This window comes from Candidatus Pedobacter colombiensis, from assembly GCA_029202485.1.
Taxonomy (GTDB): domain Bacteria; phylum Bacteroidota; class Bacteroidia; order Sphingobacteriales; family Sphingobacteriaceae; genus Pedobacter; species Pedobacter colombiensis.
In genome coordinates, this window is sequence record CP119313.1 from 4,561,788 (window position 1) to 4,575,390 (window position 13,603).

Consider the following 13,603-nt stretch of genomic DNA (forward strand, 5'->3'; position numbering starts at 1 on the left):
AAGATGTGTACTTAATCTGTTATTGTTATTGATCATGGGGTTATTGCGCTTCACGTTGCACGTATTCCATTGCTTTAATGATGTTCAGGTTATGGTCGAGCACTTTTACCAGCCTGCCGAAATTGTCATATACATAGTGGGTATAGTTGTTATTGTTGTCGCTCTGGCTGGCTATGCCCACAAGAGGCTTGTATACCGTATTGGAAAAGTCCCCATCCTCGGGAGAAAGCTTCAGCTCATCAATCAGGCAGCTGCCATCTTTACTGATGGTGATGGCGGTGGCACCGGTGATCAGATACTGGTACAGCTTCCAGTCGTTGGTTGTCTGCAAGGTGCTGTAGGATGGCGAAGGCCCGCCTGTAATGCTTACGTTCGGATTCCCGTTTTTAGCCCAGAAAGTGAGCCTGTAGGTGATGGCCGGTGTAAGCGGCCTTGCTGTTACCAGCCCGATATGGCAGGTTCCGCCAAGGGCAATGCTGCCTGTTCCTGCAAACGCTTCGGCTCCCCTGAGGCTGGTGAAACAATTCCCGGTCAGTGTCCAGTTGCTTGATAAATGCAGTGTTGGCTCTGAAGGAGTGCCAGCGATCTCGTATTCCTCAAAGCTGCAATAAGCAATATCATTTTGAACAGCCTTGCTACAGGTGGCAACAACCTGTCCGACAACCGGATTAAGGATCATCGATTGCTTGCTGTTGCGATTGTCTACCTCTATAGGTGCGCCTGAAGGGGCATATACACCGACTTCGCTTTGCAGCTTGTAATTGGATGAATAGGTAAAATTCCCTGATCCGTTTATGACAGAGAGCACATGGCTGCCCTCGGTATAGGGGTTCATATTTTTTAAGGCATAGGCACGTTTGGGAAAAACACCGGCATCAAGCACTTTGAAGTGGCTCAGCTCTCCGCCTGTTACCAGCCCGTTTTTGAGTGTGATGCTTTCGATCACGGGGGTATAGATATGGCGGGAGAGCATATACCTGATGGCCTGCGATTGTTCATCGGTTACTGTTGTCACCACATAATCACCGGGGTATTTATACTTTGTTTTATAGACATTGCCACCGGTGCTGGTGATCTTGCTTTCCACCAGCAAGGAAGTATTATAGCTGAAAACGGTTGACTCATCTTTACCTCTCAGAGTTGAACCTATCTCATACACTTTGCTGGTGATGCTTGAAACCGGCATCCAGGAAGAAAAGATCTGGTAGGTATTGTAGCCGTAAGAATTGTTTTGCAGTGTATCAATTGTTTGAAGGAATGGCATGGTACCGATCAACGTACTTTTGTTAACAGGTGTTGCATAGTCGTATTGCGTATAGGCAACACTGTCACCGTCTTGATTAAAGACGGTAACTCTCCTTAATAATGCGTTCAGGTGATCTTTGATCAGGAATAAACCTGTCGCTGAGTTATAGTCGTTGTGAAAATCATAGAGGTAAACGGTCGATCCTATTTTGCTTGCAGCAATATTTACACCTGCATGTTCTATTACTTCTACTCTGGTGTAGTATATAGGGCTGCCGGAAAGAAATGGTGTTTTATTGAGAGGGTCTGCTTTACGAAGCAGGCAGGGGCATATCTTGCCTAAATTAAGCCGCATTGTAAATTTTATAGAGGATGAGAATTTAATGTCGTTAAGCTTCCCGCTTGAGCTGGGATAACTTCCGTCTGTCAGGTATTTATATGAAGTATATTTGATGTTGCCCAATCCATCGTCTGCTGCAATCATTTTAACTCTTAGGCCTGGCCCCGTTTCGTCCAAGCCGGTGTAAACATCCCTGTATACATTATTCTCAAATGTAAAAGCAACCGAGGCACCATCAGGGTAACCAATTCCGGTTAATACTGCCGCCTGGGTATAGGTCGGGTTGATGTTTCTAAGGGCGCCTTGTGTGATATATGTATATGCTCCGTTTTGTTGTTCCGGCATCAGACTAGTTACCGCCCCCCCATACAGGTCATAACCTGCGTCATTGTTTTCATTATTGTAATATCCCCATAAATCCTGTTTTGTTGTCCCAACCGGTGGGAATGCAATATTATTGTAACTGAAAGTAACCGGTAAAAGCTGCTTTCCATTTTTATCCTGTTCCGTAACCGTCTTTAACCTCAACCGCCCGTTGGTAGGAACTGCTCCGCCATAGGTTGGGGTATAGTCATGTTCCAGGATATACTTCTTGACTTCATGATCAGCTTTATCGTATTGAGCGATCTGCATTAACCGGAAGTCACCTGTGATGTCTGTTCTCGAAGTTGCCGCGTAAGTGAACTCCAATCTCCCTTGATCGTAGATAATGGTTTGTAAGCGGGGCGTGATGATGTGAAGGAAGATCGAGGTCCTTTGAATTGAACTGGCTCCTTGCCCTGCGGTAGCCATTGCATCACAGGGATCTCCGGACCTTTGATCACCCATGATTCTGTCAAGTTTGGTATCCCGGTTCCCTGCAAATGTGGTATAGGTAAGGGTGTTGTTGTATTGAAATGTAATGACTGAATTGTCGGTAAGCACAATTTTGGTCAGGTGGTAGCTGGTAGTTTTAGCATCAGATAATATTGTCCCGAATTTATCTTTAATGGTCACTTGCTCGATGTCTGCAAAAAAGTACTGGATGCCATCTTCATCTGTGATCTTGTAGCAATCTGCATATCCACCGAATGCCCCGTTTTCGATCAGGATATTCTGAAACGGAACGGTGTAGGCTTTGTTATCTGTAGGGTTCACGAAAAATTTGCCGCCCCTGTTTCCGAAGGAATACATGGTTAAGTCGGGCTCACCATCGATCTGCCCGGTGAAGATCTTCCCCAATACAGCTTGTATGCTGGGGATGGTTAGCGTTTGGTTTGCCATTGGCAAAGGATTGCTGGCGCCATAGGTTCCGTAGCCGCTTCCAGCGGCACCAAGGTTGTAATCAGGGATTCCTTTAACGGCTCTTGAAACAACACCACCGGCATTGAGCGTCCATCCCAGGCCGATGCGGGAAGCACTTTCATCTACTTTAATACCGGAGGCATTGTAATTGATGCTGACCGGGAGTGTATACCCGTTTTGGGTGATGTTAAAAAAAGGAATGCTGATCCCCGGTATTCCGGTAGATTCGTTCACCTTGTAAATGGTGCTGCGGGTAGCGGAATACGTGTCGGGATTTCCCTCATTAAAGGTGTTCACATTGTTTGGCTGGTACTGCGACAGCTGTGCACAGGCACAAGCGGCAATGAGCATAAGTGGTACACTGGTGAGTGTTCGTTTGATTGACTTCATAGATGTTGTATTTAATTTATATTCCTATTCTGAAGACTAAAGGCGACTCGCTTTTATCGCCAAGAAAGTGCAGGACGTTATAGCCTAAGTAGAGCTTACCCTTACCCGCCTGAAGGCCAATGATGAGCCTGTTTGATGTGGGTCTTCTGTATGATTCATTTACGGTGCGCTGCAATTTGTACTCATAGCTGCCGAATACTCCGATCATGTTGAACAGCTGATATTCAAACCCCAGCCGTGTTCCAAAGCCTTGGTTGGAAAACCGGATGTCCTGTATGCCGTTGCCCAAACCAAGTGTATAGCTGATCCCGGCAAAGGGGGTGCTTTTAGGTGTCCACAAAAATTTGAGGATGATGGCCGTTTCCATTCGTGCAGGCTGAAACTTGTCGGCAGCAGCGAACTGAAAGTTGGGAGAAAGCTTGATCCGCTCCAAAAGAGGCTTGCCTTTGTGGGGATTAAGCATCAGGCTTGTTGTATCCAGCAGATCATTGGTCGTTCTGCTTTTGTTACGGAGGTTGGTAAATTGTTGCATATACCCCTGGATCATGCTCATGCCTGAAGCTGATCCGCCCCCTGCTGCCGGGCTTGCTGAAGGGATCTGTTTATAAACATCGTTCTTAAACTGGAAAGGTTTATCGATGAGTTTTTTGTTTCCTTCGGCCATCATCCTGCTGTATTTAAGGTTGTCAGCTTTCACGCTGCTGAGCAGCTTGTTTAACCGTTTCAGGTCTGTTTGCTCATTGAGCATGTTCTTTAATCCGAATTGTTTGCGGCAGCTGTAAAGAGTTTCTTTACGGAGTTGTTGCAGGGCTTTCTGTTGGGGAGCAGTATAATTTCCGGTAGCACTGGTTAGATCCAGCGAGGCCAATCTTAAGCTGTTATGGCTGCTGTCAATTGATGCCTTTTCTGCTTTAAGCACAGTAATCCGGCTATTTTCATCAGCAATTTTTGTGCGCAGGCGTTCTTCTTTGGATGGATTTGAGGGGATCTTTTTTACTTCAACAGCCTCTTTGCGGGGCGTTGTGGCAGTGAGCTGATGGCGGGGAACGTGTAATTTCTTTTGACATTTGAGCAAAGAAGCGGACAATGTTTTGTTGCTGGCTGAAGACTTCGCATTGTACTTTTGCAGGGCTTTTCGGGTTTGTTTCAGCTCTGCATATTGGACTTTCAGCTGTTTAACCTGTTCCTTATCAGCTGCCCCAGCGCCAGACAGCACCAGCAAACAGGCCACCATCAGGCATGTTCTGACCAGGTAAAGAGCGTACTTTTGTTGAGGGCGTTTCATTTTGTATGTAAATGAATTACAAACTGATAATCCATTTAAAGGGGGGCAACAATAGGTGTTTAATTGAAACCCTGTCAAGAGTGAAAACACTCTTTTTATTTCCTAATAATCATAAATACATGATTATCAAATATTTATTTTCAATAAATCCCTTAATAAGGTGTATTTATTAAAGGGTAACTTTATCAGGGACGCTTTACGTGATTTGTGTAGGATGGTAAAGAAAAAAGTAACTCCTGTTAAAACCAGTCGGCCTGCTAAAAAGGTTGCGGGTGCGAAGAAAGCTAAAAAGAAAAGCAAGGAAATTGTGCAGCTGGGAAAGCGAATAAAATTTCTGAGGAATAAAAAAGGATACAGTAATTATGAATACTTTGCCTATGAGCATGAGATCTCCCGAAGCCAGTTCGGCAGGTATGAGAATGGGGAAGATATGCGTTTTTCCAGCCTGATAAGAGTGATTAAAGCTTTAGATATGACGCTGGAAGAGTTTTTTAGTAAGGGATTTGATTAATTATGATACCCATTAGTCAGATTTATGTAGAATCTTTTTTTTGATCCTGGGTCTATTTTATGGGGTATTAATAGCCCCCTAAAGTCAGAACAAAGTCTAGGTTAGTTAGTGTGAGAAGCCCAACACTATTTATTGAACGTTGTCTTTATTGTCAGTCCAGCCATTACAAGTAACAGATTAATTGGAAGTGAAACACCTGAGTGTATTAACAAATGCTTCAACATTTTTAAGGAAGCCTGGCATAAATTTGTCTTAAATTGAGTAAGGTCTAGCTGCTTTTTGTTATTCATTTCCTTAAAATAACCACTGCATCATAAACAGATTTATGTTGATTATCTGTAAAAATTTCAATCTAAAAACGGTTGTGGATTGGGTGCAACAGAGTATTTTTTTGCAATCGAAACGATCAAAAAGGACAACAAAGGTACTACGGCCGTCCTCGCATACTGCCGCCAAAAGACTACGGCATAAACACAGCCCCACCCGCAAATCCTTCATTTATTCCGTTTCCTTTTGGCTTTCCCAACCGGCCGTAGTACGCCAGGGCTTTCTTTTTTTCGTTTTTTCTTTTGAAAAAAGTACTTTTTTGAGGGCTTGTCAGGATGGAAATGGATAACAAAAAATAGGTTAATAATTCAATTTCAATCTTTATGAACATCATCGAGGGACCGACAGGAAAAAAGCAAGGTTTCCTATTTCATGAGAAACCGGCAAGATGTCCCGAAGTATCACTTCGGAGGATAAAAATACCAGCCTCGAAACTCGGCTGGTGGTTATTGGTAGGCGAATTCGAATGTAGCTTCATTCTTTACCAGATATAGAAAAAGGGAAGTGTAAAAAGTTGACCTGTGTCAAGTATATTCGGTTTTGGAGTTTTACCCATTTAAAGAAGAAGAGTTGGAACTATGACCAAATAGAAAATTCTTTTCTGAGTATTAAGCACTGCTAATCCATCGTAGAAATAGCAAACACCTTTATCATATTATCCCTAGTTTTAGCCGCCCCATGAGTTTCGAGTGGGGCATTAAACCCGAAATGTATCACTTCGGAACATCTTGCCGGGTTTACGTACCAACAGGAACCCAAACCTAATCGTAGTGTATCACAAAAATCTTTTCAAAAGAAAAAAGGAAAAAAGAAAGCCTTAAGAACAGCGATGCTGGGCCGGGCCAAAAGGAAACGGAATAAATGAAGGATTTGCGGGTGGGGCTGTGTTTATGCCGTAGTCTTTTGGCGGAAGGTGCGTTGGGTAGACACCGCTAGTTTCGCTATGTTTTTTTCTGTTTTCAAAAATGAAAACATTTATGGCCTATTGCCTCTTTTTTGCTTAGAAGCTATCTTTTTCTTTGGAAGCTCTTTTCTGATTTCCTTAACATCTTTAAGATCTTGCTTTCGTCCTGATGCTATTTTGTTTTGTAACAAATCCTGCAACCCGATAAAAGAAACTTCAAGATCGTGTTCGATAATTATTTTCTGCCTATTTAAGATAGCATCGCTAAACTCTATCCCATCAATATTATTGAGAATATCAATACGTAAAGGTGGGTAGCCAATTTGCGTTATATACCCTGGTTGAAGAAAATCCCTTTTTTCAAATCCAAGAGATCCTAAACCAAATGCATTAATTACATCTATAAGTTTCTCTGCATTTACTTCAGATATATTTATCCAAATATCCAAATCTCCGGTAAAGCGGGGTTTACCATGTAATGCCATAGCATATCCACCAACAACCATGTACTCAACACCAAATTTGTTAAGTAGCTTCACAAAGTCTTCAAAATCCTGTTCCAGTATCATTGTTTTGGTCTTATTTTCTTCACAATAGTTTTATCCATGCGTTCACCTTTCTTAAGCATCTGCCGAACTAAGAAAGAAACCGCTCCTACTCTTTCACTTGCTGGTCTGGATAACCAGTAATTCAAATCCCGTTCACTATCATTCGCCTCTTTCATTCGTACCTTTCGGATTAACGGAGCAATTTTTCGGTTAACAACAGAACTTTCCTTTGGCTTTGAAATGATTTCTTTCCTTTCTACACGAACATCATTGTTTTCATAAGCTGTTTTGTCTTTGCTTAAGTAGTTGGAAAGTGTATTGTAATTATACTGGGGGTAGCTCAAACAAAAGTTTTTCAGGTTCGAGAATACCTCGATCTCATGTTGCTTCCTCCAATAAATGACCACTACTCTTCTTGCTTTTTTTTCTGTTGGCATAAATTCAAATATAACAATTATTAATACAATATTTGTTATATTCGTAATACGAATCTGCAACAAAAATATAAAGAGATTGTAAAAGGGCATTACCTGTTCGATTTTGAAACAGGTCCATACAAATCGTATTCCACATCTTAGATTTGAAAACGGTAACGGTTATCAAGTGAGATATGGAAAATGTGGAGAAGGAAAAAATGCCCATGAGTGGGCAGGAAGAAGAACGTGAACGCTCAACCAGATTTGGAAAGAATGAACTTCAGTTATTGAATTTGATAGCTGAGATTATTGTAGAAATTGTAATGAAAGACGATGATGGCAATGACAAATAACAATGCATTAGGGTATCGCAGGCTGAGCGAAAAAGATCAGTCTAGGTATTCCCTCGAATATCAGGATAAAGCCATAACAGACTATTGTAACCGGTATGATCTAAACCTGATAGGTGTGTACACAGATAACGGTGAGTGTAGTGATACTTTTGACCGGCCCGATTACCAGGCATTAGAAAGCTTTATTAAAAAACACAAAGGTAAGGCAAGGTATCTGATCATCATGGATCATGACCGTTTCAGCCGTAATCTCCCCGAAGCATTGATGAAGATTGATGAACTCGAAGATAAACATGGGATCAAAGTGCTGGCATCAAATGAGGACGTAAACTTAGACACAAAAGACCCCGCTGTATTTATGCAGCGAGCCTTTAACTATCTTATAGCAAACCAGGAGCTGTTGCGCATCCGCAAAAGAACAAAAGATGGTATCAGGCAGGCACAATCACAGGGCAGATATGTAAATCGTGCGCCTTTCGGCTACAATAATTTGAAAGACGAAGGGAAACGTGGTGTATTGATCATCGATGAGGCAAAAGCAGATATAGTGCGCCTGATTTTTGAACAATACCTGTCAGGCGCATCTTTCTATGATGTGCATCAAAAAGCAAAAGAAATTGGCTTCCATTTTACCGGAAATGGTGCCATTCAAAAGGTGTTAGGTAACTGTACATATGCAGGGCTTGTAAAAGTAAATGGCGACCGTAAAACACCCGATCGTATTGTAAAAGGACTTCATCAACCTATCATAGGCGAAGCAGATTATTGGTTGGTTCAGGAGCGCTTAGAAAACAAACGTCCATCAAAAGCCCAACCGAAAGAAGAATTTCCGTTGCGTGGTATTCTCAAATGCTGGTGCGGCAAAAGTATGACAGCCGGATTTTCAAAAGGAAAAACAAAATATTACCTGTATTACCGTTGTACTCAACATACCGAAACAAATATCCCTGGCTATTCCCTACATGACCAGTTTGAGAGTTTACTTGATCTGCTAAGCTTTACAAAAGATCAGGCAGATTATATTTCTGAAAGGTCAAGGGTCTTATTGAAAGAGGCCTGGGTAGATAATGCAAAGGTCTTGCTGGAAAGAGAAAAACAGCTTAAAGATATCGACAGAAAGATCGACAAACTTGAAGAAAGACTTATGGATGATGAGATAGATGGTGGTACATACAAGAAATGGAAACAAAAGTTTTCGCAGGAAAAAGCGGTTATTTTAAAAGATATAGATACGATCAGCCAGGAGAGTAAAGGAAATAAACTGGAAAAATTAAACAGGTTGCTTCCTTTGATGACATCCATAAAAAGTATTTATAAAGAAGCTCCTTTAAGGAGTAAACACGCTATTGTCAGAGGAGTGTTCAAACATAAACTCGTGTACATTGATGGCATGTTTAGAACTCCTTCGATGGAACCGGCATTCCATTATAATTCACTGAAAGCCAAAGAAAAAGGGCTCCTCGAAATAGAGGAACCCTTTGGGAATGGAGACCTAATCTCCTTCTGTAGCCCGTAGGGGAATCGAACCCCTGTTTCCAGAATGAAAATCTGGCGTCCTCACCCCTAGACGAACGGGCCATTTAGTAAAGCGACTCACATCACTGCTTATGCCTTACTTTTGGTAGCGGGGACCAGACTCGAACTGATGACCTTCGGGTTATGAGCCCGACGAGCTACCAACTGCTCCACCCCGCACTATATATATTTCGAGACTCCATCTCGTAATGTCTTGTTATTATAAAAAAACCGCTCAACTTTTTTTGTAAAGCGGTTTCTGTAGCCCGTAGGGGAATCGAACCCCTGTTTCCAGAATGAAAATCTGGCGTCCTCACCCCTAGACGAACGGGCCATTTAGTAAAGCGACTCACATCACTGCTTATGCCTTACTTTTGGTAGCGGGGACCAGACTCGAACTGATGACCTTCGGGTTATGAGCCCGACGAGCTACCAACTGCTCCACCCCGCACTATATACAATTTCGTTAGTGTTTGTTAAATCCTTAACTCTTCTTCCGAATTGGAATGCAAAGATATAATTCGTTTCTTTGTGGTGCAAATTTATTTTAAAAAATATTTCCATGTCGCATAAAGCAGGTTTTGTAAGTATAATCGGTAAGCCCAATGTGGGTAAATCAACCTTAATGAATGCCCTGGTGGGTGAAAAGCTTTCTATCATTACTCCAAAAGCACAGACTACCCGTCACCGCATTTTAGGAATTGTGAACGAAGAAAGTTATCAAATTGTTTTTTCGGACACGCCCGGCATCATAAAACCGCGCTACGGACTGCAAGATTCTATGATGAGTTCGGTAAAAGGAGCACTTACTGATGCAGATCTGATCTTGTTTGTTACGGACATTAATGAACAGCATGATGAGAATGATGTGTTAGAAAAAATCACGAATACCACCATTCCCATGATTGTATTGATTAATAAGATTGACAATGCCACACAGGAACAGGTTGATGAAAAAATTGCTTACTGGCAAGAGCAATTAAAACCTAAACACATTTTCGCAATATCTGCGCTTCATCAGTATAATCTGGAAGGAATTATGAATACGGTATTAGATTTTTTACCGGAACATGCTCCTTTTTATGATAAAGAAGACCTTACAGACCGCAACCAAAGGTTCTTTGTTTCTGAGATCATCCGTGAGAAGATCTTTAACAACTACCAAAAAGAAATCCCATACAGCACCGAAGTCATCATTACATCCTATAAAGAAGAAGAAACCATCACAAGAATCAGCGCCGAAATTATTGTAGAGCGTGATTCGCAAAAGAACATCCTCATTGGAAAAGGTGGAGCCAGTCTTAAAAAAGTTGGAATGGAAGCCCGCAAAGACATTGAGAAGTTCCTGGATCAGAAAGTTTTTCTAGAAACCTTTGTAAAGGTAATCCCCGATTGGCGCAGCAAAAAGAACTACCTAAAAAGCTTCGGCTACGAGTAAGATTTCTTAACAAAAACTAAAATCAGTCATATCCACAGGGATTATGTATCTTTGTGGCTTTTAAAATATTCGTATAAAAAACCCATGGCAAATATTATTGCAATTGTCGGAAGACCTAACGTAGGCAAATCTACCCTTTTTAACCGCTTAACTGAAAGTCGTAAAGCTATTGTTGATGATTTCAGCGGGGTAACGCGCGACCGTCATTACGGTTCAGCAGAGTGGACAGACAAACAGTTTACCGTAATCGATACGGGTGGCTATGTAGCCAATTCGGAAGATGTATTTGAAACTGCTATCCGCGAACAGGTGGTTATTGCCATAGAAGAAGCCACTGTGCTTTTGTTTTTGGTCGATGTAACCACAGGCATTACCGATCTTGACGATGAGATTGCACAATTACTTAGACGCAGTAAAAAACCTGTATTTGTTGTTGTAAACAAAGTAGACAATACCCAATTACAAAATGATGCAGCTGTATTCTACGGTTTCGGCCTTGGAGAGATCCACCCGATATCATCTATGACGGGATCAGGAACAGGAGATTTATTGGATGAAGTGATCAAACACTTTGAAGATGCTCCCGAAGAAGAAAACACATTGCCTAAGCTGACTATCGTAGGAAGACCAAACGTAGGAAAATCATCCCTGATCAATGCATTGATTGGAAAAGAAAGAAATATTGTAACCCCTATTGCAGGAACAACGAGAGATTCTATTCATATTCACTACAACCAATTCGGTCATGAATTTATGTTTATTGATACTGCAGGTTTGCGTAAAAAAACCAAGGTAAAAGAAAACATCGAGTTCTATTCCGTTATGCGTACCATTAAAGCGTTGGAAGAAGCTGATGTAGTGGTATTGATGATCGATGCAATGGAAGGTCTGGAATCGCAGGATGTGAATATATTCCACCTTGCAGAGAAAAACAAGAAAGGTATTGTTATCCTGGTTAACAAATGGGATTTGGTAGAAAAGAACAGCAAAACAATCAATGCTTTTGAGGATCAGATCCGCCAGAAATTACAACCGTTTACAGATATCCCTATTATCTTTACTTCGGCCATAAACAAACAACGTATATTCCAGGCAATCGAAACAGCATTGGATGTATACAAAAACAGAGGTAAAAAGATCCCTACATCAAAATTAAATGATGTAATGTTACCAATCATCGAAAAATACCCACCTCCTGCATTGAAAGGAAAATACATCAAAATCAAATACATCACTCAGATCAATGGTACATCTCCGATGTTTGCCTTCTTCTGTAACCTTCCTCAATACATTAAAGAACCGTACAAACGTTTCATTGAGAATAAGCTACGGGAGAACTTTGATTTTAGCGGAGTGCCAATTCAAATCTATTTCAGACAGAAATAAAAGATTTTTATTGCAGGCTGGTAACAGCTTGCTTTACCATAGGATCACTTAGGTTTAATGCCCTATAATAACCGGCATCACCTAAGTGATACTTGTATAAAAGCAGTTTGATATCATTACAAATAAGTGCTTTTGAAGCACTCAACTGCTTCTGATCTATCACAACATCCCTATTCTGGATATACTTTAGTAAATCTTTATAATCGTTATCACTGATCGAAAAGGTAGCCATATTTTGATCCAGATAAGTCGCATTGTACCGACTTGCCAGTACATCGTACACAAAATCAAACAATATTTTCTTTGAAATCAGCTTGCTGTAAAACTTATTATACCCCACCGTATCTAGCTTTACATATATATCCGGCTGTATCCCTCCCCTTGTTAAGTTCTTTACCGAGTCTTTTGCACTATATACGTTATCTGTAGTCAGCTCACCATCGTTAAAACGATCATCAATTTCATTCTTATAAGCCGTGTAGCCCTTTTTATATGATTTCTGAATACTCCTACCTAATGGCGTATAATAACGCGCTATGGTAAGATTTAAAGCAGATCCATCACCAAAAGGGAACTGTTCCTGCACCAATCCTTTACCAAAAGAACGACGACCAATAATCACTCCCCTACCCCAATCCTGTACAGCGCCGGCAAGAATCTCACTGGCAGAAGCTGAATTTTCATTAATCAGGATAGCTAATTTACCTTGTTCAAACTCTCCTCCACCCGACGTTGTATAGTCTGTTCGTGGTTCATGTTTACCTTCAGTATATACAATTAACTTATTTTCCTGCAAAATTTGGTTGGCCAATCCGGTAGCAGCACTCAGGTACCCACCCCCATTATCCCTCAAATCAAGGATCAGCTTTTTCATGCCTTTTGATTTAAGTGCTCTTATCGCTTCAATAAAATCTTTATCTGTATCTGCACCAAACTTACTGATCCTGATATAAGCGGTTTCGGGGTTCAGCAAATAGGCAGCATCAATACTACTCACCTTTACCCGGCTACGATTTACAAAGAAAACCACCTGTTGCGTATCTTTAGGATGAAGGATGGTTAACTTTACAGCTGTGCCCTTCCTACCTCTTATCCGTCCCACCATTTGCTCTCTTGGCAAAGCCTTACCACTTACCGTAACGGTATCAATTTTCAGTATTTTATCTCCTTGTCTAATCCCGGCATTAAAGGCAGGACCATCTTTTACCACGTCGGTTACCAGCAAAGTATCGTTTAATATATAATATTCAATGCCAATACCTTCAAAATTTCCCTCCAGCGTTTCGGTCATTTCATTGGCTTTGGCTGGTGGGAGGTACATGCTGTGCGGATCGAGTTGATGCAACAGACTATCTATAGGCAAGTGGTTTAAAGAATCAGCATTTATCTCATCAACGTAGTTTTTATTGATGATATGGATAATTTCATCCACCTTTTCGGTGTTGTTATTGGCAATTGCTACAGGCTTTTGAAACTGGTACCCCTGATCTTTCAAAAACTTATAGCCCAAAAACATCCCACCTATTAATGTAACCGAATAAGTGAGGGCTATCAAGAGATTAAAACGGGTATTCCTATTCATAGATAATTGATGTACAAAGTTATGAAATTACCTAGTCAATTAATAAATTAAACGATGTTCATTTGCAATTGTTTAACTT

General features: G+C 41.1%; 11 protein-coding genes and 4 tRNA genes. 6 read left to right on the forward strand and 9 right to left on the reverse strand.

Annotation, left to right across the window (positions count from 1 at the left end; translation table 11 throughout):
• Positions 1–40: 40 nt before the first annotated feature.
• Positions 41–3,259 carry a hypothetical protein gene (locus tag P0Y49_18975; protein ID WEK18862.1) on the reverse strand — a complete coding sequence of 1,073 codons (3,219 nt, stop codon included), beginning with the start codon at positions 3,257–3,259 and terminating at the stop codon, positions 41–43.
• 16 nt (positions 3,260–3,275) lie between these two features.
• The gene (locus P0Y49_18980) at positions 3,276–4,544 is read right to left on the reverse strand and encodes a hypothetical protein (GenBank protein WEK18863.1); all 1,269 of its coding nucleotides are present in this window, start codon (positions 4,542–4,544) and stop codon (positions 3,276–3,278) included.
• 160 nt (positions 4,545–4,704) lie between these two features.
• Between P0Y49_18980 and P0Y49_18985 the strand changes: the two genes are divergently transcribed.
• Together P0Y49_18985 and P0Y49_18990 are read left to right on the forward strand one after the other, a co-directional pair.
• Positions 4,705–5,055, forward strand: coding sequence for a helix-turn-helix transcriptional regulator (locus tag P0Y49_18985; GenBank protein WEK18864.1), 351 nt, complete (start codon positions 4,705–4,707; stop codon positions 5,053–5,055).
• Positions 5,056–5,705: 650 nt separating this feature from the next.
• Positions 5,706–5,876 carry a hypothetical protein gene (locus tag P0Y49_18990; protein WEK18865.1) on the forward strand — a complete coding sequence of 57 codons (171 nt, stop codon included), beginning with the start codon at positions 5,706–5,708 and terminating at the stop codon, positions 5,874–5,876.
• Between the two features lie 481 nt (positions 5,877–6,357).
• Here P0Y49_18990 and P0Y49_18995 read toward each other — a convergent pair whose 3' ends face one another.
• Together P0Y49_18995 and P0Y49_19000 are read right to left on the reverse strand one after the other, a co-directional pair.
• On the reverse strand, positions 6,358–6,855 hold the full coding sequence (locus P0Y49_18995; protein ID WEK18866.1) for a nucleotidyltransferase: 498 nt from the start codon (positions 6,853–6,855) through the stop codon (positions 6,358–6,360).
• Positions 6,852–7,271 (reverse strand): hypothetical protein, encoded by a 420-nt coding sequence (locus tag P0Y49_19000; protein WEK18867.1) that lies wholly within the window; start codon positions 7,269–7,271, stop codon positions 6,852–6,854. Before P0Y49_19000 ends, P0Y49_18995 begins: the two co-directional genes overlap by 4 nt.
• Before the next feature lie 173 nt (positions 7,272–7,444).
• On the opposite strand from P0Y49_19000, the gene P0Y49_19005 reads away from it, so the two are divergent.
• Together P0Y49_19005 and P0Y49_19010 are read left to right on the forward strand one after the other, a co-directional pair.
• On the forward strand, positions 7,445–7,603 hold the full coding sequence (locus P0Y49_19005) for a hypothetical protein (protein ID WEK18868.1): 159 nt from the start codon (positions 7,445–7,447) through the stop codon (positions 7,601–7,603).
• On the forward strand, positions 7,593–9,119 hold the full coding sequence (locus tag P0Y49_19010; GenBank protein ID WEK18869.1) for a recombinase family protein: 1,527 nt from the start codon (positions 7,593–7,595) through the stop codon (positions 9,117–9,119). The genes P0Y49_19005 and P0Y49_19010 overlap by 11 nt, the downstream gene beginning before the upstream one ends.
• On the opposite strand, the gene P0Y49_19015 is transcribed toward P0Y49_19010, so the two are convergent.
• The 4 genes from P0Y49_19015 to P0Y49_19030 all read right to left on the reverse strand — a co-directional run bounded on the left by P0Y49_19015 (position 9,110) and on the right by P0Y49_19030 (position 9,569).
• Positions 9,110–9,181, reverse strand: a tRNA-Glu gene (locus tag P0Y49_19015). The genes P0Y49_19010 and P0Y49_19015 overlap by 10 nt on opposite strands.
• Positions 9,182–9,222: 41 nt before the next feature.
• A tRNA-Met gene (locus P0Y49_19020) sits at positions 9,223–9,298 on the reverse strand.
• Positions 9,299–9,380: 82 nt separating this feature from the next.
• Positions 9,381–9,452, reverse strand: a tRNA-Glu gene (locus P0Y49_19025).
• A 41-nt stretch (positions 9,453–9,493) separates the two neighbouring features.
• Positions 9,494–9,569, reverse strand: a tRNA-Met gene (locus P0Y49_19030).
• Positions 9,570–9,680: 111 nt separating this feature from the next.
• On the opposite strand from P0Y49_19030, the gene era reads away from it, so the two are divergent.
• Together era and der are read left to right on the forward strand one after the other, a co-directional pair.
• Positions 9,681–10,556 carry a GTPase Era gene (era, locus tag P0Y49_19035; GenBank protein WEK18870.1) on the forward strand — a complete coding sequence of 292 codons (876 nt, stop codon included), beginning with the start codon at positions 9,681–9,683 and terminating at the stop codon, positions 10,554–10,556.
• Between the two features lie 84 nt (positions 10,557–10,640).
• On the forward strand, positions 10,641–11,942 hold the full coding sequence (gene der / locus P0Y49_19040) for a ribosome biogenesis GTPase Der (protein WEK18871.1): 1,302 nt from the start codon (positions 10,641–10,643) through the stop codon (positions 11,940–11,942).
• A gap of 7 nt (positions 11,943–11,949) precedes the next feature.
• Here the strand turns inward: der and P0Y49_19045 are convergent, their stop codons facing one another.
• Positions 11,950–13,524 carry a S41 family peptidase gene (locus P0Y49_19045; protein WEK18872.1) on the reverse strand — a complete coding sequence of 525 codons (1,575 nt, stop codon included), beginning with the start codon at positions 13,522–13,524 and terminating at the stop codon, positions 11,950–11,952.
• Between the last annotated feature and the right edge of the window lie 79 nt (positions 13,525–13,603).